Origin of the sequence: Mesorhizobium sp. M0663 (assembly GCF_040320585.1) — a bacterium.
Classification (GTDB): Bacteria; Pseudomonadota; Alphaproteobacteria; order Rhizobiales; family Rhizobiaceae; genus Mesorhizobium.
The window spans coordinates 18,247-41,096 of the sequence record NZ_JAMYPX010000021.1; the positions used below are offsets into that span (position 1 = coordinate 18,247).

24 protein-coding genes are annotated in these 22,850 nt (G+C 61.1%); 15 read left to right on the forward strand and 9 right to left on the reverse strand.

The genetic code is table 11. The features are described from left to right. Positions 1–99: 99 nt before the first annotated feature. From NKI54_RS26555 to NKI54_RS26595, 9 genes are all read left to right on the forward strand, one after another. Entirely contained in the window at positions 100–1,047 is a 948-nt protein-coding gene (locus tag NKI54_RS26555) for an ABC transporter permease (protein WP_352635603.1), read from the forward strand. Continuing rightward, positions 1,044–1,913 carry an ABC transporter permease gene (locus NKI54_RS26560; protein ID WP_023676471.1) on the forward strand — a complete coding sequence of 290 codons (870 nt, stop codon included), beginning with the start codon at positions 1,044–1,046 and terminating at the stop codon, positions 1,911–1,913. Before NKI54_RS26555 ends, NKI54_RS26560 begins: the two co-directional genes overlap by 4 nt. After that, on the forward strand, positions 1,910–3,529 hold the full coding sequence (locus tag NKI54_RS26565; protein ID WP_023676472.1) for an ABC transporter ATP-binding protein: 1,620 nt from the start codon (positions 1,910–1,912) through the stop codon (positions 3,527–3,529). The genes NKI54_RS26560 and NKI54_RS26565 overlap by 4 nt, the downstream gene beginning before the upstream one ends. Positions 3,530–3,977: 448 nt before the next feature. Then, positions 3,978–4,442 (forward strand): Imm26 family immunity protein, encoded by a 465-nt coding sequence (locus tag NKI54_RS26570; RefSeq protein ID WP_023676473.1) that lies wholly within the window; start codon positions 3,978–3,980, stop codon positions 4,440–4,442. Between the two features lie 292 nt (positions 4,443–4,734). Next, positions 4,735–5,358, forward strand: coding sequence for a DNA polymerase Y subunit UmuC family protein (locus NKI54_RS26575; RefSeq protein ID WP_352692709.1), 624 nt, complete (start codon positions 4,735–4,737; stop codon positions 5,356–5,358). Between the two features lie 139 nt (positions 5,359–5,497). Then, complete coding sequence (locus tag NKI54_RS26580; RefSeq protein ID WP_023676475.1) at positions 5,498–5,689, forward strand: hypothetical protein; 192 nt, start codon at positions 5,498–5,500, stop codon at positions 5,687–5,689. A gap of 140 nt (positions 5,690–5,829) precedes the next feature. Beyond that, on the forward strand, positions 5,830–6,030 hold the full coding sequence (locus NKI54_RS26585; protein WP_352692710.1) for a DUF4926 domain-containing protein: 201 nt from the start codon (positions 5,830–5,832) through the stop codon (positions 6,028–6,030). A 145-nt stretch (positions 6,031–6,175) separates the two neighbouring features. Beyond that, entirely contained in the window at positions 6,176–6,601 is a 426-nt protein-coding gene (locus NKI54_RS26590) for a hypothetical protein (protein ID WP_352692711.1), read from the forward strand. Between the two features lie 190 nt (positions 6,602–6,791). Next, a complete protein-coding gene (locus NKI54_RS26595) occupies positions 6,792–7,121 on the forward strand; it encodes an immunity 53 family protein (RefSeq protein ID WP_352692712.1) in 330 nt (109 codons plus the stop codon). A 140-nt stretch (positions 7,122–7,261) separates the two neighbouring features. Here NKI54_RS26595 and NKI54_RS26600 read toward each other — a convergent pair whose 3' ends face one another. Next, positions 7,262–7,693: a TerB family tellurite resistance protein gene (locus NKI54_RS26600; protein WP_023676479.1), complete on the reverse strand. Its 432-nt coding sequence runs from the start codon at positions 7,691–7,693 to the stop codon at positions 7,262–7,264. 154 nt (positions 7,694–7,847) lie between these two features. Here NKI54_RS26600 and NKI54_RS26605 point away from each other — a divergent pair, with 154 nt between their 5' ends. The 3 genes from NKI54_RS26605 (at position 7,848) to NKI54_RS26615 (ending at position 9,450) form a co-directional block, all read left to right on the forward strand. Next, entirely contained in the window at positions 7,848–8,018 is a 171-nt protein-coding gene (locus NKI54_RS26605; RefSeq protein WP_023676480.1) for a hypothetical protein, read from the forward strand. Positions 8,019–8,129: 111 nt separating this feature from the next. Then, positions 8,130–8,957, forward strand: coding sequence for a helix-turn-helix domain-containing protein (locus tag NKI54_RS26610; RefSeq protein ID WP_352692713.1), 828 nt, complete (start codon positions 8,130–8,132; stop codon positions 8,955–8,957). Positions 8,958–9,030: 73 nt separating this feature from the next. Beyond that, positions 9,031–9,450 (forward strand): VOC family protein, encoded by a 420-nt coding sequence (locus NKI54_RS26615; protein ID WP_352692714.1) that lies wholly within the window; start codon positions 9,031–9,033, stop codon positions 9,448–9,450. Between the two features lie 52 nt (positions 9,451–9,502). Here the strand turns inward: NKI54_RS26615 and NKI54_RS26620 are convergent, their stop codons facing one another. After that, positions 9,503–10,972, reverse strand: coding sequence for a cobyric acid synthase (locus tag NKI54_RS26620; protein WP_352692715.1), 1,470 nt, complete (start codon positions 10,970–10,972; stop codon positions 9,503–9,505). 1 nt (position 10,973) lies between these two features. Continuing rightward, entirely contained in the window at positions 10,974–11,588 is a 615-nt protein-coding gene (locus tag NKI54_RS26625) for a dimethylsulfonioproprionate lyase family protein (protein ID WP_352692716.1), read from the reverse strand. A 151-nt stretch (positions 11,589–11,739) separates the two neighbouring features. Between NKI54_RS26625 and NKI54_RS26630 the strand changes: the two genes are divergently transcribed. Both NKI54_RS26630 and mmsB read left to right on the forward strand, forming a co-directional pair. Beyond that, positions 11,740–12,906 (forward strand): isobutyryl-CoA dehydrogenase, encoded by a 1,167-nt coding sequence (locus NKI54_RS26630; protein WP_352692717.1) that lies wholly within the window; start codon positions 11,740–11,742, stop codon positions 12,904–12,906. A gap of 155 nt (positions 12,907–13,061) precedes the next feature. After that, a complete protein-coding gene (mmsB, locus tag NKI54_RS26635; RefSeq protein WP_023676486.1) occupies positions 13,062–13,946 on the forward strand; it encodes a 3-hydroxyisobutyrate dehydrogenase in 885 nt (294 codons plus the stop codon). Positions 13,947–14,353: 407 nt separating this feature from the next. On the opposite strand, the gene NKI54_RS26640 is transcribed toward mmsB, so the two are convergent. The 6 genes from NKI54_RS26640 to NKI54_RS26665 form a co-directional block, all read right to left on the reverse strand. Next, a complete protein-coding gene (locus NKI54_RS26640; RefSeq protein ID WP_352692718.1) occupies positions 14,354–15,178 on the reverse strand; it encodes a class I SAM-dependent methyltransferase in 825 nt (274 codons plus the stop codon). A gap of 48 nt (positions 15,179–15,226) precedes the next feature. Further along, positions 15,227–15,589, reverse strand: a complete 363-nt coding sequence (locus NKI54_RS26645) for a hypothetical protein (RefSeq protein WP_023676489.1) — start codon at positions 15,587–15,589, stop codon at positions 15,227–15,229. A 19-nt stretch (positions 15,590–15,608) separates the two neighbouring features. Further along, the gene (locus NKI54_RS26650) at positions 15,609–15,941 is read right to left on the reverse strand and encodes a DUF6422 family protein (protein ID WP_352692719.1); all 333 of its coding nucleotides are present in this window, start codon (positions 15,939–15,941) and stop codon (positions 15,609–15,611) included. A 57-nt stretch (positions 15,942–15,998) separates the two neighbouring features. After that, the gene (locus NKI54_RS26655; protein ID WP_023676490.1) at positions 15,999–17,378 is read right to left on the reverse strand and encodes an aspartate aminotransferase family protein; all 1,380 of its coding nucleotides are present in this window, start codon (positions 17,376–17,378) and stop codon (positions 15,999–16,001) included. A gap of 240 nt (positions 17,379–17,618) precedes the next feature. Continuing rightward, the gene (locus NKI54_RS26660; protein WP_352692720.1) at positions 17,619–19,688 is read right to left on the reverse strand and encodes a prolyl oligopeptidase family serine peptidase; all 2,070 of its coding nucleotides are present in this window, start codon (positions 19,686–19,688) and stop codon (positions 17,619–17,621) included. 94 nt (positions 19,689–19,782) lie between these two features. Next, positions 19,783–20,943, reverse strand: coding sequence for an MFS transporter (locus tag NKI54_RS26665; protein WP_352635617.1), 1,161 nt, complete (start codon positions 20,941–20,943; stop codon positions 19,783–19,785). 208 nt (positions 20,944–21,151) lie between these two features. Between NKI54_RS26665 and NKI54_RS26670 the strand changes: the two genes are divergently transcribed. After that, the gene (locus NKI54_RS26670; protein WP_352587675.1) at positions 21,152–22,729 is read left to right on the forward strand and encodes a trimethylamine methyltransferase family protein; all 1,578 of its coding nucleotides are present in this window, start codon (positions 21,152–21,154) and stop codon (positions 22,727–22,729) included. Positions 22,730–22,850: the final 121 nt, after the last annotated feature.

The window sequence follows — 22,850 nt, forward strand, 5'->3', positions numbered from 1 at the left end:
GAAACTGCCAATCTCCCCCCTCGAGGGGGAGATGTCCGGCAGGACAGAGGGGGGTGGGCGGGAACGCTACCTTCGCCCAGTGCTTGCATCAGGCAGCTCATGACCGCCTACCTCCTCAAGCGGCTCGCCATCGCCGTCGTCACGCTGGTTCTGGCCTCGATGGTGGTCTTTGCCGTGCTGGAGATCATTCCCGGCGACCCGGCGCGGCTGATGCTTGGCCTGAACGCCAGCGCCGACCAGATCGAATTGCTGCGCAACCAGATGGGCCTCAACGCTCCCGTCATGCTGCGCTATCTGCATTGGGCCGGCGGCTTGCTGAGCCTCGATTTCGGCCGTTCCTACACCTATTCGGTGCCGGTCATCGATCTGGTCCGCGAGCGCCTCGTCGTCTCGCTGCCGCTGGCACTGATGGCGCTGGCGCTGTCCACAGTCATTGCCATTCCGGTCGGGCTGTTTTCCGCCAGCAGACGCGGCCGGGCCGGCGACACGATTGCGATGGGCGCCGCCCAGCTTGGCGTCGCCGTGCCCAACTTCTGGTTCGCGCTGATGCTCATCTATCTGTTCGCCGTCTGGCTGCGGCTGGTGCCGGGCGGCGGTTTTCCTGGCTGGAGCGCCGGTGTCTGGCCGGCGCTGAAGTCGCTGCTCCTGCCGGCAGTCGCTCTCGCTCTGCCGCAGGCGGCGATCCTCGCCCGGGTCACCCGCTCGGCGCTGATCGAAGTGCTGAACGAGGACTACATCCGAACCGCCCGCGCCAAGGGCCTGCCCTATCGGCTTGTCTTGTGGCGGCATGCGCTGCGCAACGCCATGATCCCGGTGGTCACCATTTTAGGCCTGCAATTCGCCTTCCTGCTTGCCGGCACCATCATCATCGAGAACGTCTTCTACTTGCCCGGCCTCGGCCGCCTGGTGTTCCAGGCGATCAACCAGCGTGACCTGATCGTGGTCGAGAGCGTCGTCATGCTGCTGGTTGCAGCCGTCATCGTCGTCAATTTCGTTGTCGACCTCTCCTATGCAGTGGTCGATCCGCGCCTGAGAGGCCGGCAATGACGCTGCACATCGACATCCCCGACGAGAATCTTGCCGGCATCCTAGCCAAGGCGTTCAAAAACCGTTCGTTCCTTGCCGGCTTCGCCATCACCGCACTGGTGGCCGCGGTCGCGATCCTCTCCTTCTTCTGGACGCCTTACGATGTCACCAAACTGGTCATATCCGACAAGACCCAGGCGCCGTCGCTGGCGCACTGGTTCGGCACCGACCATTTCGGTCGCGACATCCTGTCGATGATCATGGTCGGCGCCCGCAACTCGATTGCCGTGGCGCTGGTGGCGGTCGGCATCGGCATGGGCATCGGCGTGCCGCTCGGCGCCTTTGCCGCGGCGCGTGGCGGCATCGTCGACGACGTGCTGATGCGGCTGAACGACCTGGTCTTCGCCTTTCCGGCGCTGCTTTCGGCAATCATGATCACCGCCATCTTCGGGCCGGGCGCGTTCAACGCCATCATTGCCATCGGCATCTTCAACATCCCGGTATTCGCGCGCGTCGCCCGGGCCGCCGCCCTGGCGATCTGGCCGCGCGAATTCATCCTCGCCGCCCGCGCCGCCGGCAAGAGCAGGACGCTGATCAGCATCGAACATGTGCTGCCCAACATCGCCACGCTGCTGCTGGTGCAAGGCACCATCCAGTTCGCGCTGGGCATACTGGCCGAAGCAGGGCTTTCCTATGTCGGGCTGGGCACCCAGCCGCCAATGCCGAGCTGGGGCCGCATGCTGTTCGACGCCCAGACCCGCATGGTGGTGGCGCCGTGGATGGCGATCTTTCCCGGCATGGCGATCGTCATCACCGTGCTTGGCTTGAACCTGCTTGGTGACGGCATTGCCGACATTCTCGATCCGAAATCGCGGCGGCAGCGATGAGCCTGCTCGAAATCGACAAGCTGTCGCTGACCATCGGCGGCACGCCCATCCTCAGGGACATCGAACTTTCCGTCGCGCCCGGCGAAGTCATGGGGCTGGTCGGCGAATCCGGCTCCGGCAAGTCGATGACGGCGCTCGCGGTGATGCAGTTGCTGCCCTGGGCGGCGCACGCCAGCGGACGCGTCACCTTCGACGGCATCGACATCCTGGCGGCGAGCGAGGACCAGATGTGCGCGCTGCGCGGCGACGACATCGGCATGGTGTTCCAGGAGCCGATGACGGCGCTCAACCCGGTCAAGACCATCGGCGAGCAGGTCGCCGAGGGTATTCGCTGGCACACCAGGGCGAGCCGCGGCGACGCCGAGGAACGGGCGCGAAAAATGCTGGACCGGGTCGGCCTGCCGGCGGCGCAGTTCCCGCTGTCGCGTTATCCGCACGAGTTGTCCGGAGGCCAGCGCCAGCGCGTCGTCATCGCCATCGCCTGTGCGCTGAAACCCAAGCTGTTGATCGCCGACGAGCCGACGACCGCGCTCGACGTGGTGCTGCAGGCGCAGATCCTCGACCTGCTGCGCGACCTCGTAGCGGAAAACCGCATGGGCCTGCTGCTGATCTCGCACGACCTCGCCGTGGTGACCGAGATGGCGGACCGCATCACCATCCTGCGCCATGGCGAGGTGATGGAGGCCGGCGACACGGCGCGCATTCTGTCCGGACAGCTTCATCCCTATACGCGCCAGCTGGCGCAGGCCTCGATGCATGTGCCCGCGCGGGCTAGGCACAGCGTCGGCCAAGGAAAACCTCTGGTTGAGGTAGAGAGCGTGACGCGCGACTATCCGGCACGGCGCATATCGCTGCTCAAGCGAGGGGCTCCCATCCGCGCCGTCGACGATGTCTCCTTCTCCATGGCGCCCGGTCAGTCGGTGGCGCTGGTCGGCCGTTCCGGTTGCGGCAAGTCGACGCTTGCCCGCATGGTCCTGGCGCTGGACAGGCCGACATCAGGGACAATCCGCTTCCGCGGCGACACCCTCACCGGCAAGAGCGAGGCGGAGCTGAGGCCGGCGCGGCGCGACATGCAGGTCGTGTTCCAGGACCCGTATGGTTCGTTCGACCCACGCCAGAAGGTCGAGAGATTGGTGGCCGAGCCGCTGCATGTGCTGGAGAAGAAGCCGGCGCCCGCCGCGCGGCGCGAGATGGTGGCGCATGCGCTGCACGAGGTCGGCCTCTCACCAGGCGACATGGACAAATACCCGCACGAGTTTTCGGGCGGCCAGCGCCAGCGCCTTTCGATCGCCCGCGCCATCATCACCCGGCCGAAGCTGGTCGTCGCCGACGAGCCGGTCTCGGCGCTCGACGTCTCGATCCGCGCGCAGATCCTCGATTTGTTCGCCGAGCTCAACCAAAAACTCGGCATCGCCTATCTGTTCATCACCCATGATCTGACCGTCGCCCGCGCCATCACCGACGAGGTGATGGTCATGCATGACGGCAAGATCGTCGAGCGCGGCAGGACGAGCGAAGTACTCGACCACCCGCAATCAGAAGCCGCCAAGGCGCTGATCACTGCTGCTCCAGACCTGCACCGGGCGATTGCAAAACGGCTGCACGAACAGGGCTGAGCCGCAAGGGGCACGGGCCTTCCGATCTCCCACTGTGGGGTCCGAAGGACGGGGCGAGACCGGTGGCTCGCCCCACGAGGAGGCTCCGGTGGTTGGCGACGTGGGGGAGACGACTGTTTGTGGCCAGCCTATGAAAGTAGAAAAAATATGGGGCCATTGGGCCGATCGCCGATCGCGCAACCCGGACCTGATCGTCCCTTTGCGCGCGAAGGAGATTTAGCGAACTTAGGTTTGGAAATTGCGGTATTAATGTATGTTTTCTGCCTCGCCCGTTCGGCTTTGTCCTGCCGCGTATTCTCCGCATCGTCGCGCTTAAGCTAAGCAAAACGACTGGCAGCAACGGATAGCCCCCAAACACACGAGAGCTTGGCGCTCCAACAAAGCCGTAACTAATCACCACTCGCGCCTTCCGCATCACGCCGGCATCTGTAGTAAAGGTAACCTTAAAGTGAGAAAACTACCCTACAAGGAAGGCACCCTGTTTGCCATTCCGTTGAGATCAGGTGGCTATGGGCTTGGCTTGGTAGCTCATATGGCCCCAATGGGAAAGATTATTCTAGCATATCTATTTGGACCAATGCGTCTGGAATTGCCAAAGGCGGATGAATTAAATGACCTTAGTCCAGATAATGCAGTCAGGTGCCTACGGTGTGGCGATCTCGGTTTAATAAATGGAACTTGGCCAATTATTGGTCAAATGAAGAGCTGGGCAGAAGACAAATGGCCTATGCCAACCTTCGTTCACAAAGAAAGCCTTTCCAACCGAATTCTTATTCGAAAATACTCAGAGTCTGATCCATCGAAGCTAGAGAGCCAAACTAGCGTAGCTTCGGCGGGCGATTTGGAGCAGGACGGTTTACACGGATATCAAGCCGTCGAATTGATTCTGATCGAGCAGCTGAAACCCCATTGATCAAGGAATGACGGTAACGATGTGAATTACGAATTACGGTGACTCCCACTAGCCGGCCTCTCGTCAATGCCGCGCGGAACTTTTTTGGCGGCGTCAGCGGCTAATTTGCATCGGGCGGACTATTCATCCGGGGAGGAGCCCCACGACTAGTGAAGGAGGGATGTCACTGGGTTGTTTGGTGGAGAACAATAAAGACTATAACTCGCTTATGAATGTAATCGGCCCGAATAAGGTGGGTAGTGCGAGTTTACAGGTAAATGATTTCCCAATTGGTCCGTGAGGAGTTGCCATCATGCATTTTAAAATAGCATTGAAAATTGCCGGATTTGTTGCAATTTTGGTTTTCGGAGGATCGGCCTGTACTGTGCCATCAACTCCTGAGATACTGAACTGTTCAAATGGAATCTTTGCAGATAATTGGCCGTTCACTTGGCGAGCAGTTGAGGAGAAATGTATATCACGCGTAACCTCGCAAATTGCGAAGGAGTTCATAGACTGGAATACGAAATATGACGAATTTAATGAGGATACTGGTGCACTTTACCTTTTTATATGGACGAGATTGATTGATAAGAATCTTGCGACTCCATTGCAATTGGACGAGAGAACGAAAGATTTTGATCAAGTAACTCGATCGCTTACGGACTCTTATGTTGGCATTTACGACGATATTGAAAAATTGCAGGAAGAATTGAAAATGTCTTTGGCCCAAAAAGGAGGCGGGGATGCGAATTCGCTCTATGCGATAAGGCTTTTAGGTTTAGTTCCAATTGAGCACGCGCGGCCCACCATTTTGTTCCTGAAGAGTCTGGTTGATCTTGACACCCACACCATTAAGGTCACGGGACAATACGGGGAAGAGATTGTAGAAATGCAAGAGTTGTTGGATTATCGGGCCAGTGCACAAGGTCGTTAGTTGCCATTCACAGATCCTAGTTATGACGCGGGTCATTACTTAGTGGCCGCTATTGTGCGGCAGGAACTGGAGAGAATTTCGCAATTTCGGTGCACTTTTATCGCGTTCGCCCGGCTATCATTGCACGTAGATTGACCACATGGCCCGCCTTGCCCGCATAGCGGCGTCCGGCTTCTACAACATCGGCCAGCTCACCTCCACCAACCCTGGGGCAACGCAAGGCAACAAGTATGACGGCTTTGGCAAGCTCGCCCGCCGGGACGTCACGCTGGGCACGCTGACCCACACCACGACCAGCGTGCGCGATGCCTCCGGCCAGACGGGTTGTTGATAAATACGGAGCTCGATATACGGTGGACGTAACTGTTACAGGTCCGGCCGGCACCGTTGAGGTTCGCACCGGGTGGAGTTTTAGCCCCCGGTTCAAACGTCCCGTCGCTGATGACACTATTCGTGAAGTAGAGTCCCGCTATGAAACCAAAGATCAACGACGTTGTGAGATTGATTTGTGATATGCTGGGAGAATCCCTTCAGGCCGGAGCTTTAGGAGTCGTTGTTGAAGAGCATTCTTATCCCGAGGAGGCATACGAGATTGAATTCAGTAGCGAAAATGGGAAGACCATCGCTCAATTAGCCTTACTTCCAAACCAGTTCGTACTGATTACTGTGTAAGGAATTACAGCGCACTCTTTTCCATATCTCCTCTCCGAATTACGACATGATCCGGAATTACGCACTACGGTCGCATTACGAATTACGGTGACACCCATTAGCCGGCGGCTCGTCAAGAGCACGAAGCCGTAGGGCACGGTTTTTGATGACTGAGTTCAAGATCATACCTTTCACAGGCGCCGGGGAAATAGAGTTTGGAATGTCCCCGAATCAGATTAGACGGCGTCTTGGGACAAATTTTCGAACATTCAAACGATCTATCAGGGATACGTTTCCTTGCGACTATTTCGAAAATATTGGGGTATTTTGTTACTATAGTAAATCAGGAAAATTGAACGCGGTCGAGTTCACGAGTCCTGCCGCTCCTTCTCTGAATGGGGTTCGATTTCTAGGAACAGGGTTTGAAATCGCGAAACGTGCACTTATTTCATTGGGCCAAGAAATCGAAGAAGAAATTGATGGGGCAATCGCTCTTAGCCTAGGGGTTAGTATTTATGCCCCGTTGGCAAAAGAAGATTCCATGGCGCCCGTCGAGACAGTGCTAATCTTTCAAAAAGGATACTACCAATAGCAGCAAGGTATACAAATTTGCCAATCCGTTGGCAGCGCAAGCTGCCAATCCAGGGTTCGACCGGCGACAATGGCGGACATTAGAATGGCTAAGAAGGCAGCGAAACGGTGCGTCGGAGACCCTGCAAAGCCAAATCCCACAAAGGAGGCGATAACCTCCTTCTGTTCCAACCGACTAACAGGAGTGGCTAGTGGTCGACCTATCGATGCTCGAGTGGTTGGAGGAGTGGCACCAAGGGCAGTGCAACGGCGATTGGGAACACCAATACGGCGTAAAAATTGATACGATCGACAATCCTGGATGGGAAGTTTCAATAGATTTGCGCGGGACGCAGCTCCAGGGAAGAAATTTTACAGACGTAAGCTTTCAGTATGACGACGAGATCGATTGGTTTTATGTGACCGTAAAGGACGATACCTTCAAGGGACACGGAGGGGCAAGGAACTTATCGAGCATTATTGGAGAGTTTAAGAAGTTTGCGATGGATGCGCCAAGGGAAACAGAGCAATTAGATACCTAGAGAATTTTCGCCAGATGTACAAAACGGGAATTGCGATGACAGTGCTGGACTGCGCCCCGTAAGTGAGACACGGCAATTTCAGTGACAGGTTATCCTGACAGACAAAATGACGTTCAGAACGTCAGCAGTCAACCGATGCCTCAGCCTTGCGGCTTCACCACATCGGCCGGGCTGATGTCGAGCAGGTCGAGAGTGCGGCGCAACAGCTGCATTTCGCTCCCGGCGAGTTGCGAATCGGCCTTGGCGATTTCGGCCATGTGGCGGGCGAGCAGCTTGCGCCGTTCGACGTCGAGGTCGCGGAACTGCGCGACGGCCTGCGAGCCGTTGGTCTCGTAGCCGAATTCGTTGAGATATTCGATGACGCTGTCGATGCTGGTTTCGGGAATGCCGAAGGCGTCCCGGCAGATACGCCTGAAGGCGGTCATTTCGCTTTCGCTGACCGACCCGTCGGCGAGGATCATACGGAACAGCATGAGCAGCTCCGCCGACAGCACCGGATCGTCCGCGACCTTGCGCACGCCAGGATCGCCGTCGAAGATCGAGCGTATCTGGTCCAGCAATCCCATCGCCATCAGCCCCTTCCGATTCGTTCGGAAGGTAGCGCGGAATCGGATTTGCGCAAACGGGGTGCGAATGGTGGAAAAGCCGCCTGCGTGCGCTCATTGGTGTGTGACCGCGCGCCTGATACTATGCCGCTGTACGAATCATGTTGAGGAGGGACCGAACATGAATCTCAGTGCGCCTACCCAGCTTATTTTCATTATATCCCTTGTCATCGCCATCATCGGCGTTCTCGCCGCGCTTGGCGTTCTTGCGTTTATCCCTTTGAATGCCGCGTGGATTGTCGTCATCGCCTACATCGTGCTGGCCGCCGGCTGCCTGATGCGCGGGGCTTAAACACGTCCAGACAACTCCGAATCTCAGGCAACTCGGAGCGCCCGGCCAAAAGCCGGGCGCTTTTGATTCCGACGGATGGTCTGTTAAAGTCGCGTGGCGGAAGGAAAGCGCATGCCCGACAGCGAAGACGGCAGCCGCCACGAAAGCCCAGGGCTCGATCGGTTCGAGATGGTGCGGCGCGCGCCGAGCCATCGGCTTCAGGGCGCCGTCACCGACATGTGCGGCTTTCGCGAAACCATGCCAGGCCATTTTCGCGCCATCGAATATGCCTCGCTGACCGTGCCGCTGGTCATCAGCTTTGCCGAACCCTTTGCCATCGGGCTCGGCAGGGACCCCAGCGACAATGACCGCTTCGCCAGTTTTGCCGCCGGCCTTTATGCCGGGCCGGTAGTGATCGAATCCTTCGGCGGCGCCTGCTGTGTGCAGATCAATTTCACCCCGCTCGGCGCTCGTCGCTTCTTCGGGCGGCCGATGAGCGAACTGACCGACCGCATGGTCGGCCTGGATGACGTGCTCGGCGTTGACGGCATTGCACTTCGCGAAAGGCTCGGCAATTTGCCGGATTGGAGCACACGCTTCGCCATCGTTGAGGCCTTCGTCGCGGATCGGTTGGTAACCGCAGACCGCACTCAAGTCGAAATGGTCTGGGCCTATGAGACGATCGTCTCGACGAGTGGCCGGACCCGCATCTCGACGCTTGCCGAAAAACTTGGCTGGAGCCGCAAGCATCTCGCCGGAAAATTTTCGGATGCGATCGGCGTTGGACCCAAGACGCTCTCGCGCATCGTCCGCTTCAACCATGCGCTTGGCCTGTCGAGACAGGCGAACAGCGCTTGGGCCGACATCGCCGCCGACTGTGGCTATGCCGACCAGGCGCATCTGGTACGCGAGTTTCGCGACCTGGCAGGCGTCGCGCCGACGGCGCTTGCCGCTAGGTAACATTTCTTCAAGACGCGCAACCGGCCTTCGCCCAGACTGGGTTGATCGACCAACCCGTTGAAGGAGATCTGCCATGCCGAACATCACCGAACCACCGCGGATTTACCCGGCACTACGCTACAGAAATGCCGGCAACATGATCGACTGGCTGTGCGAGGCCTTCGGCTTCAGCATCCGCGCCCGCCATGGCGAAGGCGACGTGGTGCACCACGCCGAACTCGCATTCGGCTCTTCGATCATCATGCTCGGCACGGCGCGCGACGATGCCTATGGCAAGATGGTCGGCGCGCCCGGCTCGGGCGGCGGCAAGTCGATCTACATTGCGGTCGCTGATGCAGACGCGGCATACGCGCGCGCAAAAACCGCCGGCGCCGAGATTCTGGAAGAACTAACCGACCGCGACTATGGCAGCCGCGAATTCATATGCCGCGATCCGGAAGGCAATGTCTGGTCGTTCGGCACCTACTGGCCGAAGGCTGACGAGAAAGCATGATCCCGAAAAGTGGAGACCGGTTTTCGGACAAGATCATGCTCAAGCAAAGTATCTAACGCGCCAGCCCAAAAATCGCGTCGCAGTCGAGGTGGGTTTCCAGTTCGGCTGCGATCTCGTCCAGTGCCTGTTCGACCTCGGCGCGGTAGTCGATGCCGCCGCCCTTGACGCCGAGGCTTTCGAGGAATTTCGCCCGGAAGGCGTCGGCGGAAAACAGCCCGTGCATATAGGTGCCCGATACCTTGCCGTCGGCCGAGATAGCACCGTCATCGATGCCGTTGATAACGGCGTACGGCCGCAGCGTATCCGGACCTGTGGTGCGGCCGAGATGGATCTCGTAGCCCTCGAGCGGCAGATCGAACGGCACCGAGCGCGCGCTGACGTTGCGCACCGTCTTTTCCGGCTCCATCACCGTTTCGACGTCGAGCAGCCCGAGGCCTTGCGTTTCTGTAACGCTGCCCTCGACGCCGTCGGGATCGCGCACGATATGACCAAGCATCTGGAAGCCGCCGCAAATGCCAACGATGTGGCCACCGCGTTTCCTATGCGCGGCAAGGTCGCGGTCCCAGCCGTTCTCGCGCAATTTCAGGAGATCGCCGATCGTCGACTTCGAGCCGGGAATGACCACCAGACCCGCATCTTCGGGCAAGCGCTCACCAGGCGGCACGAACACCACCTCGACCTGCGGTTCGGCCTTGAGCGGGTCGAGATCGTCGAAATTGGCGATGCGCGAGAGCACCGGCACGGCGATCTTCAGCGCGCGCTTCTCGCCGGACGCCAGTCGTTCGAGTACGACGGAGTCTTCCGACGGCAGCCGCGCCGCCGCCTTCAGCCACGGCACAACGCCAAAACAGCGCCAACCGGTGAATTTTTCGATCGCCTCGATGCCATCGTCGAACAGCGAGACATCGCCGCGGAACTTGTTGATGAGATAGCCGACGATCATGCGCCGGTCCTCGTCCGGCAGGATCAGATGGGTGCCCGCGACCGAGGCGATGACGCCGCCGCGATCGATATCGCCGACCAGGATCACCGGCACGCCGGCGCGCGTCGCAAAGCCCATATTGGCAATGTCACGGCTCCTGAGATTGATCTCGGCCGGCGAGCCGGCGCCCTCGACGATGACCAGATCGGCGCCCTCGCCGACCTTTGCCCAAGAGTCCAGCACCGCATCCATCAGCCGGGCCTTCAGCGCCTGGTAGTCGCGTGCCCGCGCTTCGCCGAACACCTTGCCCTGCACGACGACTTGAGCGCCGACATCGGTCTGCGGCTTGAGCAGCACCGGATTCATGTGGACGGTCGGCGCCACGCCGCAGGCGATCGCCTGCAGCCATTGGGCGCGGCCGATCTCGCCGCCGCCTGAATCGCCCGGAATATCGGCGACGGCCGCGTTGTTCGACATGTTCTGCGGCTTGAACGGCCGCACTTTCAAGCCGCGCTTCTTCGCCGCGCGGCAGAGGCCGGCAACCAGCACCGTCTTGCCGACATCCGAACCCGTGCCCTGCAGCATGATCGCTTTGGCCATGTCAGTCCCTGCCCTGCGCAACGGTTCCGGTGATCGTCGACTTGGCCGCCAGCGGCCCACCACGCCAGAGATAGAGCGCCAGCAGCGGCTCCTTGCCGGTGCGCATGGCGTGGCTGACGTCAGAGGCATGATGGATCACCTCGCCCGCCGATCGAAGGTGAAAACCGCCATCGCCCATGCGCCATTCGGTGCCGCCGGTCAGCGGGATGTAGATCTCCTCCGCCACATGGTGATGATCGGGGTAGACGATGTCGGGTCCAAGGATCAGCAGGCCGGCCGCAACCTCTTCATTGACGAAATGGCCGCGTGTACCGAACACCTCCAGCCAGCCGTAATTGTCGATGAAAACCTTGCCGAAATCCGCCTCGCCATAGGTTTGCCCCCAGCGCAGATCGCCGCGACGCTCCGCAACCAGCCGCGCCAGCGACTTGGCCGCAGCGGGAGCGAGTTCGACGATCCGGCCGAGCTGGACGAGACAAGGCAGTGCATGCGGTTCGAGCGGCCGGCTTGGCATGTCCCAGTCGATTCGGGCCACGGCGTCGCGCACCAGCGCATCGTCGGACGTCTGGAGATAGGCATGGAAGCATCCAAGCAGTTCGTCGAAAGTTGTCGTCACACTTTGCTCCAAAGCGCATTCGCACACAGCCGCTGCCCAGACGGTTGGATGGAGACGGTCGGGTTGCGCGGCGGCATCATTGGTCTAGATTGGACGGCGCGCAAAGCCAAAAACGACAGGCCAGCAGGCCGGAAACATCAGGGAGCACGCCATGGACGCCGCTGTCGATGCGGGCACCAGCCAGTTCGAACTCAACGAGGACCAGCGCGCCATACAGGAGATGGCGCAAGCCTTCGCCGCCGACCGTGTGGCGCCGAACGCACTCGACTGGGATCGCAACAAGTATTTCCCCGCCGATGTGATCCGCGAGACAGGTCCGCTCGGCCTTGGCGGCATCTATGTCCGCGACGACGTCGGCGGCTCGGGGCTCGGCCGGCTCGACGCCGTGCTGATCTTCGAGGCGCTTTCGCGGGCCGATCCGGCGTTTTCCGCCTTCATCTCGATCCACAATATGGCGGCATCGATGATCGACCGCTTCGGCAGCGACGAGCAATGTCGGCGCTTCCTGCCGAAGCTGACCTCGATGGAATGGCTGGCCAGCTACTGCCTGACCGAGCCGGGTTCGGGATCCGATGCCGCGGCGCTGAAGACGCGTGCGGTCAAAAGCGGCGGCGATTATGTGCTGAACGGCGCCAAGCAGTTTATCTCCGGTGCCGGCGACAGCGACCTCTATGTCGTCATGGCGCGCACCGGCGCCGACGGGCCGAAAGGCATTTCCACCTTCGTCGTGCCGAACGATGCGCCCGGCCTTTCCTTCGGCGCCAACGAGCGCAAGATGGGCTGGCACATGCAGTCGACCCGCCAGGTCGTCTTCGAGGACTGCAAGGTGCCGGCGGAAAACCTGCTGTCGGTCGAGGGCGCCGGTTTCGGCATCGCCATGGCCGGGTTGGACGGCGGCCGGTTGAACATCGCTGCCTGCTCGCTCGGCGGCGCGCAATCGGCGCTCGACAAGGCACTCGCCTACACCGCCGAACGCAAGGCTTTCGGCTCGAAGATCAACCAGTTCCAGGCGCTGCAGTTCAAGCTCGCCGACATGGAGACCGAACTGCAGGCAGCGCGCGTCTTCCTCTACACCGCCGCCTCGAAGCTCGACCGCAACGCGCCGGATGCCTCGAAATGGTCGGCGATGGCCAAGCGCTTCGTCACCGACACCGGCTTCAACGTCGCCAACGACGCCCTGCAGCTGCATGGCGGCTATGGTTACCTGCACGACTACGGCATCGAGAAGCTGGTGCGGGACCTGCGTGTCCACCAGATCCTCGAAGGCACCAACGAGATCATGCGCGTCATCATCGCTCGCGCGCTGATCGGACGATAGAGAATTTAGTGAATAGTGAATAGTGAATGGTGAATGGTGAGGCTATCATATAGACCATGAGGTAATACATGATCCATACTGACTACTGACTACTGACTACTGACTATTCACTATTCACTATTCACTATTCACTATTCCACTCACGGAGCGCCATTATGACCACCATCGCCTTCATCGGCCTCGGCAATATGGGCAATCCGATGGCCTCCAACCTGGTCAAGGCCGGATATGCCGTGCACGGCTTCGACCTGGTGCCGGAGAACCTCGTCATCGCCAGGGAACACGGCGTCGTCGTCATGGCCAACGCCGTTGCGGCGGTGAAAGACGCCGATGCGGTCATCACCATGTTGCCGGCCGGCAAGCATGTTCTGTCGGTTTACGCAGACATAGCGTCCAAGGCAAAAAAAGGCGCGCTGTTCATCGATTCCTCGACCATCGATGTCGAGTCGGCTCGAAAGGCCCATGCCATCGCCGCCAAGCACGGGTTGCTGTCGATCGACGCGCCGGTCTCCGGCGGCACGGGCGGTGCGGCGGCCGGCACGCTGACCTTCATGGCCGGCGGTTCGAAGGATGCCTTCGCCAAGGCCGAACCAATCCTCAAGCCGATGGCCGGCCGCATCGTTCATTGCGGCGACGACGGCGCCGGACAGGCGGCGAAGATCTGCAACAATATGATTTTGGGCATTTCGATGATCGGCGTTGCCGAGGCCTTCGTGCTGGCGGAAAAGCTCGGCCTGTCGCACCAGGCGCTGTTCGACGTCGCCTCGACCTCGTCCGGCCAGTGCTGGTCGCTGACCACCTATTGCCCGGTGCCCGGCCCGGTGCCGACATCGCCCGCCAACAATGGCTATAAGCCTGGGTTCGCGGCGGCACTGATGCTGAAGGACCTGAAACTGTCGCAGGAGGCCGCACAGAGCGTCGGTGCAGCAACGCCGCTCGGCGCCGAGGCAGCCCAGCTCTATGCGCTGTTCAACGCACAAGGGAATGCCGGCGCGGATTTTTCCGGCATCATTAATTTCCTCCGTGGTAACCCGGCGTAAGCTTCCAAGTTCACAGGTTTTCGATCTGCCCAAAGCGGAAAGTCGGCAAATTTAGGTTTGCTTAAGCTCTTGCTAACCCTGCAGTAACGATATGCGTTTAGAACGGATTGCGAGGCGGACATCCGCCCGGCGCTCCGGATCAGGTCTCGCGTACCGGAGCCCGTAAGTTTCGCCGTTAGTTTCGCAAGTGTATTGTTGGCGAAGCGCCATGCGTATCTGGCAAAGCCGCGTTCCGATGGAGCGCGGTTTTTGCGTTTCGCATTCTTCAAGGACAATGAGGCGATCGCCCTGGCGCGTCTCCAGATGATCGTCGGCGTCGTGGCTGCTGTCCTGAGCTACGTCGACCCACAGGTGGTCGCGCCCCAACCCCCCAGCGCGTCGGTGCCATGGCTCATCGGTCAGCTACGCTACTTGCGTGCGAGCACGACGTGGGCCTCTTGGGGGAACATCAGCTCCCCTTCAGTTGAATAGATTGCCAGCGAAAAATTTAGATCACCGGTGATCGCTGCGATGACTGCTTCCCGATGTCCGGCATCCATTCCGCTGACCGGCCCGGCCTGCGGAGTCGCCGCCAATTGTAGTCGCACATATTCCCTCGACGAGGGAAATCGGATGTTCTGTGTCGTCGTGTGGATGGTCACCTGACGAAATCCCGCCTCGGCCACCAATCGGTAAAGCTCGTCCGCATCAGCGAGTGAATGCTCAGACCTTTTCGTTGCCGAAGCGCCTGGACCGAGGTGTCGATCCAAGGCATCCGCCAGCGCCTTCGCCGCAGGAGTGTGCTCAATAGCGCTGAAAACGTTTAAAGCCAGTCGGCCGTCAGGCACCAGAACCCGGAACATCTCACGGAGCGCACTAGATCGATCCGGAAAAAACTGCAGTCCGAGCTGGCAAAGAACCAGATCGAAGGCGGAGTCAGGGAACGGCATTTCGAGCGCGCTTCCCTCGTGCCAGTCGATACGCGCTCCAGCGCCTCTCGGGAGCGACCGAGCAACGGCGAGCATGCCCGTATTGATGTCGAGGCCGACGACCTGCCCACTTCCCATACGCTCGGCAGCCGAGCGTGCCACCACGCCGGTGCCGCAAGCTACGTCCAGAATCCGCTCACCAGATTGAGGCGCAGCACGATCCATCAGGTCCGCAGCCCACAGGGCTGTGATTGCCGGGACTAGGTAGCGCTCGTAGAGGTCCGCGGCGCTGCCTTCCAGCTGCCACTGCTCCTGTTTGGCCATAGTGTCCCTCCCGCACAACGATCTCGGGCAACGGGCCCGATCGGCGCTTCAGCAGCCATCATAAAGCGCGTGTCTGTCGACTAGCAACCGGGCAATGGAAACCGGCAGGGTGCTATTCTTCTCGTTCCGTATCACAACGGTCTTACACCATCCGCCCCAAGTAGAATCAAACTCACATTCCACTGTGCACTCCACGCGCGGCATCTCGCCAATATTTACGAGGCCGATATCCACGAGTTTGTAGCGAGCGATCGCCTTTGGATATTTCCTGAAAACACTCTCAATTTCTGACACGAAGCCCTTGTGCTCTTCTGGAACCGGCCTTTTGAAAGGTGTTTTGGCGTCCTGCGCAAGACATACAGTGATGACCGATTGCATAACCAAGGCTAGGATCAAAGAAATGGTGCGCATCAACTGTCTCCAATACGCCTTACGTGGAGAGATGTTTTGATGGTGGATGGCCGCAACTCCGGGACGGGGGGAAGGCCGTATCGAGGGTAGTCTGCGTCAAACATGGCCCACCATCGCCCGTGTAATCGTTGCACGGGCAGTTGCCGTGCGCCTCTATGTGCGCGTTGCAAGGGTTCCCGAACCCAAACCCATCATCAGGTAAAGTTACTCCCGCCCGCGCCAGTAGCGCCGCGGCTTCTTTCCGCGCGCTAATGATCAAGAACGCGGCCTTTTCCAGGGCTTCCGATTGTTCGCGCGTGAGACCTTCCCGAGACAGATATTTAAAGATCCTCGTCTGGCGAGCTCTTCGCATGAAGCGGCATTCAATCTCCGGGCGCCCGATTACCGGGCGCCCGGCAAACGTTCCATCTTACCGCTTGCGCAAATCTGCTTGCGCCAGGTCGAGCGCCGTGGCGATGCGGTCGCAGGCCATGTCGATCGTCTCGCGCGTCCAGATCAGCGGCGGCGACAGGATCATCGTGTCGCCGGTAGCGCGCAGCATCATGCCCTGGACAATCGCGTGGTCGCGAACCATCACCGCCGCGCTGCCGGCCGGCAGGAAGCGCTCCTTGGTCACCTTGTCCTTGACGATCTCGATCGCCCCCATCAGCCCGAACGAGCGCACCTCGCCGACCAGATCGTGCCCACCGAGACGTTCCTGCAGGGCCCTGGCGAAGTAAGGCCCGGTGTCGTTCCTCACGCGCTCGACCAGGCCTTCGCGCTCGATGATCTCGAGGTTCTTCAGCGCCACCGCGCAGGCCACCGGATGCCCGGCATAGGTGTAGCCGTGATAGAATTCGCCGCCCTTTTCGACCAGCGTCGCCGCGATGCGGTCGCCGACCAGCAGCGCCGACAGCGGCTGATAGCCAGAGGTCAGCGCCTTGGCCGTGGTGATGGTGTCGGGCTCGACATCGAAGGCTTGTGCGGCGAACCACTCGCCTGTGCGGCCATATCCGGTGATGACCTCGTCCAGCATCAGCAGGACATCGTATTTGCGGCAGATGCGCTGCACCTCCGGCCAATAGCTCATCGGCGGGATCTTCACCCCGCCTGCCCCCATCACCGGCTCGCCGATGAAGGCGGCCACCTTGTCGGCGCCGGCTTCGAGGATCGCGTCCTCGACCGCTTTTGCCGCGCGCAGGCCGAAATCATGGTCGCTTTCGCCGGGCAGTGCGAGCTCATAGGCATAGGGCATCATCACATGGACGATGTTGGGCACGGCGCCGCCGAGCTGCTTGTGCATCAAATCCATGCCGCCGAGCGAGGCGCCGGCGATGGTCGAGCCGTGGTAGCCCATCTTGCGTGAGATGATGCGGTTCTTCTCGGGCCTGCCTTCCAGCACCCAATAGTGACGGACCAGGCGCAGCGCCGTGTCGTTGGCCTCCGAACCGGACGAGCCGTAGAACACCTGGTTGATGTGCCTTGGCGCGATCTCCGCCAGCTTTTTCGACAGCAGAACCGGCGTCGGCGTCGAGCATTTGAAGAAAGAGTTGTAGTAGGGCAATTCCTTCATCTGGGCGTAGGCGGCGTCGGCCAGCTCGTCGCGGCCATAGCCGACATTGACGCACCACAGCCCAGCCATGCCGTCGAGGATTTCCGTCCCTTCGGCATCATAGATGAACGGCCCGTTGGCGTGGGTGATGATGCGCGAGCCGGTCTCGCGCATCTCTTTGTGGTCGGTGAACGGATGAAGGTGATGCGCGGCATCGATCTGCTGAAGCTGCTTCAGCGAATAATTCTGGTAGGTCATGTCTGGTCTTTCCTCTTGAACCAATCCGGCAGCTTTCGCGCCGGGGCGGATTCGTCAGAGGACAGCGGGCGGCGAATAGCCGATGCGAGCGCAGAGCCGCAACAGCTCGGCGCGTAGCGTGCGCGACGACGGCGTCACCGCCACCCCAAATGCGCAACCCGATTTCGCCAGCCGAGCCATGCATGCACCTTAGGCTGCCTCGAGCCCTCAGTTCAAGCCGTGCCGGTCAAGCGACGCCGGTCAATTGGTGCCAGTCAGGGCCCGCTGCAGGAAGACGTACTTCATCGCCGCCTGTGCGGCCTGCGGCCGCCGGTCGCCGCGTCCGCCATGGCCGCCCTCGGTCTCCTCGAAGAACAGCGTCTTGCCGTGGCCGGCCGCCTGCAGCCGTGCCGCCATCTTGCGGGCATGCCCGGGATGGACGCGATCGTCGGCGGTCGAGGTCGTCAGCAACACCGGCGGATAGGCTGCATCCGTGTCTACATGCTGATAGGGCGAATAGGCGGCGAGCCAGGCTGCCTCTTCCGGCTTCGCCGGATCGCCATACTCGGCCATCCATGACGCGCCGGGCGGCAGCTCGGTGTAGCGCAGCATATCGAGCAGCGGCACGTCGATGATCACTGCACCGAACAATTCCGGGTGCTGGGTCAGCGAGACGCCGGTCAGCAAGCCACCATTCGATCCGCCCTGGATGCCCAGTGTGGCGGGCGTAGCGATGCCGCGTTTGACCAGATCTTGCGCGACGGCAGCGAAATCGTCGAAGGCATTCTGGCGATTGGCCTTGAGCGCCGCCTGGTGCCAGTTCGGGCCGAACTCGCCGCCGCCGCGGATGTTGGCCTGCACATAGGCATTGCCCTTCTCCAGCCACAGCCTGCCGCGTACGCCGGCATAGCCGGGCAGCAGCGGCACTTCGAAGCCGCCATAGCCGTAAAGCAATGTCGGCACGGGTCCATGCAAGTCGCGCCTCCTGACGACGAAGTACGGGATCATCGTGCCATCCTTCGAGCGCGCCTCGAACTGTTCGGAGACCAGGGACGACGCATCGAAACGCGCCGGCTGCGACTTCACCGTTGCCAGCCCCGCGGCGTTGTCGTCCGACCAGATGATCGAGCTCGGCGTCAGGAAATCGGTGAAGGAGAAGGAGACGCTGGAACCGAAATGCTCGGCATGGCTGATGCCGACATTGCCGTTTTCGGGCAACGCCACGGGCTTGAACTCCCAGCCGCTGTCGCTGCGCTTGCCGGCGACGACCTTGCCGCGCACATTGTCCATCAAATTGATGAACAGCCGGTCCTGCGTGCGGGCAATACCGGCGATCGAGACACGGTGCGCCGGCTCGAGCACGGTGCCGAGGGATCCGAATAGCCCGGTTTCGATCCAGCGCTCGAAATCGAGTGAATAGAGCCCGTCGGGCTTACACAGCGTGCCGTCCGGCGCAGTCCACGGGGTACGCACGCCGAAGACGAGCTGGCCCTTGAACAGCGCTGTATCGGTGACGTCGTCCGGCAACGGGATGCGCCTGTTCTCGCCGGAAGGCAGCCGCAGGAAACTGTGCGAGGCGAAGAAGTCGATGGTTCGGGCGAGGAAGACATGACGCTTGTCGCCGTCGAATTCGACGGACCCGCCGGCGGCAAGATCCTGCTTCAGCGCCTCGAAGATCGGCATCGCCGCTTCCAGTGTCGTGCCGCGCCGCCAAAGCTTGACCACGCGCGGATAACCGGACTGGGTCTTGTCGTCCTCCTCGAAGGCGGCGGAAACGATAACCGTGTCCTCGTCCAGCCAGCTAAAGCTCGATTTCGAGGCAGGAGCGCGAAAGCCGCCATCGACGAACGATCTGCTTTCGATATCGAATTCGCGCATCTCGCTGGCATCGCCGCCATCCGGCGACAGGTTGAGCAGGCAGCGGCTGAAGTCGGGGTAGAGCCGGCTGGCGCCGCTGAACACCCATTTCACCCCCTCTTTCGCCGCCAGACTGTCGAAGTCGATGATCGTCTGCCATTCCGGCTTGTCGGTCTTGTAGGAGGCGACGGTGGTGCGCCGCCAGAGGCCGAGTACGTTCGTCCGGTCCTGCCAGAAATTATAGACATAGCCGTTGATAGCGGCCCCGACGGCGATGTTATCCTCGGCTGTCATCAGGTCGAGCGCCGTCTCGAACGACATCTGATAGGACGGATCACCCTGCAGCTCCCCGACCGTAACTGCATTTTGGTGATGCACCCAGTCGAGCGCCTGCTTGCCCCTCCTGTCCTCAAGCCAGAGAAACGGGTCTTCGGCCGCCGAACCCGGCTGGCCCTTGGTATTCGATTTGGTCATGAGGTCTCCGGTTGAGTCGGGTGGCGACATAGCCAAGATCGACATGGGCCGCTTACATTCAAGTCATTCGTCAGAAACGGCGGCTTTCTGGCATTCACACCATCCGTCTTCGAATGACCGTTACAACTGCCAGCGCCAGGCAAATGGCACCGAGCGTCATTGGCAGGCCGCTGGCGCCAACAACATCCATGGCGCTGCCCGCCAGCGGCGGCACGGCGATGCCGCCGACGCCCCACATCAGCGAGAAGGCGGCGTTGCCGGCGACCAGTGCCGAGCCGGTGAACCGCTCGCCGAGTTCAATGATCGACATCGTGTAAATGCCGTAGGAAACCGCGCCCCAGATGAAGACGCACGGCCAGATCAGCGGCGTCTCGATGAGAACCGGCAACAGAACGCATCCCAGCACCGTCATCGAAACACAGATGAACCGCACCAGCCGCGCCGTCAGTCGTTCCGCCAGCAGGCCGAGCGGCACCTGCATAGCGATGTTGCCGGCGATCATCACCGACAGCAGCGCCGACATGCGCGCTTCGGCGATGCCGTAATGCGCTCCATAGACCGGCAGCAAGGCGAGCACCGCCTGTTCGAAACCGGCGGCCACGATCACCGCCGATAACAGCAGCCACGCCTGCGGCACGAACCCCAGCACCGAAACGCGGTGCCCGCTCTCGTCGACCTTGGGCAGCCGTGCCAGCACCGAGGCGAGGCAGGCGCCGCAAAACAGGAATGCGGCGATGCCGACCAGAAACGGCGGCCATCCCTCGGTGCCGACCGCAAGCAGGCACAGCGGCCCCGCCGCAAAGCCCGCCGAAATGATCGTCGAATAGATGCCCATGACGCGGCCGCGGCGTGCCGGCGGCGCCAGTGCGATCACCCAGACTTCGCTCAGCACGTAGAGCGGGTTGGTGACGGCGCCGATCAAAAAGCGCAGCGGAAACCACAGATAGACACTTTGCGTCCAGCCGATCAGCGCCAGCACCAGCGCGGAAAGTGCCGCGCAAGTAAGCGCGGTGCGCCCTGCCCCGAAACGCCGCGCCAGCGCCGGAACCAGCGGCGACGAGACGATGAAGCCGATCGGCGTCATTGCCGCCGACAGGCCGATCATGGCCGGCGAGACGCCTTGGCGCTGCAGGATGAAGCTCAACAGCGGATAGCTCAGCCCTTGCGCGATGGCGAACACCGAGACGGTGGCGATCACGCCGGTGATCGCCGCCCATTGCACTGTCTCGCCGCTGTCCTGTTCCGCCCGGTCCATGATGCAGGACTAGCGTTTCGCTTTCATCGCGGTAAGCACCGGCAACGAAAACCGCTTGCGCCAGCCGGAAGAGATAAGAGCCTGACGATCCCTCCGGCTGCCCTTCAGGCATGTCGCTTCCCTCGTCCTAGTGGTCGCCGCCTCCGCAATGGCTGGTCGGCCGGCAGTCCATTATGCCGCCGCATTGCCGCAGCGTACGAGGACTATCATGACCGCCGCCCTTCAGCCCGCCGAACCCGCATTGGCAAACGACCGCGCCCGTCGCGGCGGCCGCGCGGGAAAGCGTGCCGGCGGATCGGCGGCGTTCGAGCAGCCGCCGTTTCGGCAGTTGAAGAACCCGCTGGCGCCGACCCGGCTGGTTTCCGACGACGAGCTGGAATCTATCCACCTCGCCTCTCTGCGCGTGCTGCGGGAAATCGGCGTCGACGTGCTGCATGACGAAGCCCGGCGCATTATGAAGGCGCATGGCGCCGATGTCCGCGAAGGCAGCGAGCGGGTGCGCTTCGACAGTGACATGATCCTGGAACTGGTTGCGCACTGCCCGCCGGAATTCACCATCCACGCCCGCAACCCGGCGCACAACGTGCGCTTCGGCGGCGATAATCTGATCATCTCGATGATGGCGTCGGCGCCCAATTGCTCCGACGTCGACCGCGGCCGCCGGCCGGGCAACCAGCAGGACTACCGCAACTTCCTCAAGCTTGCGCAGATGCACAACATATTGAACTGCACGGGCGGTTATCCGGTCGAGCCGATCGACATCCATCCGTCCGTCCGCCACCTCGAATGCATCCGTGACCTCGCCACGCTGACCGACAAGATGTTCCACATCTATTCGCTCGGCAAGGAGCGCAACGTCGACGGCATCGAGATCACCAGGATCGCACGTGGCATCAGCCATGAGCAGTTGCTTTCAGAGCCGTCGGTATTCACCATCATCAACACCAATTCGCCGCTCAAGCTCGACGTGCCGATGATGGAAGGCATCATCCAGATGTCGAGCAAGGGCCAGGTGGTCATCGTGACGCCGTTCACCCTGTCCGGCGCCATGGCGCCGGTGACGATTGCCGGCGCGCTGGTGCAGCAGAATGCCGAGGCGCTGTCCGGCATCGCCTTCGCGCAGATGGTGCGCAAGGGCGCGCCTGTCGGCTATGGCGGCTTCACCTCGAATGTCGACATGAAGTCCGGCGCGCCGGCCTTCGGCACGCCGGAATACATGAAGGCCCAGCTGGTCGGCGGCCAACTCGCCCGCCGCTACAACATCCCCTACCGCACCTCCAACACCTGCGCCGCCAACACGGTCGACGCGCAAGCCGCCTATGAAAGCGTGTTCTCGCTTTGGGGCGCCATCCAGGGCGGCGGCAATCTGATGATGCATGCCGCCGGCTGGCTCGAAGGCGGCCTGCGCTGCTCCTACGAGAAGACCATCCTCGATATAGACCTGTTGCAGATGGTCGCCGAGTTCCTGACGCCGCTCGATCTTTCCGAGGAAGCACTCGGTTTCGACGCCATACAGTCCGTCGGCCCCGGCGGCCATTTCTTCGGCACCCAGCACACGCAGGACCGCTACAAGACCGCGTTCTATGCGCCTATTATCTCGGACTGGCGCAATTTCGAGACTTGGGCGGAGGCCGGGTCGCCGACGGCACTCGAAAAGGCCAATCGCGTCTGGAAGGAACGGCTGGCGTCCTATGAAGAGCCTTACATGGATCCGGCAATCCGGGAGGAGCTCAACGCTTTCGTCGACAAGCGCCGGGCCGAAGGCGGCGCGCCGACCGATTTCTGATCATCTGATGAGTAGTCGACCCCCACTCCGTCTTGATGGCAGGCTGGCCGGAAACATCGCTGTATCCGATCTCCGCTTTGTTTTCGCGCCCCGCTCACTCGATTCAATCTCTTCAAAAACG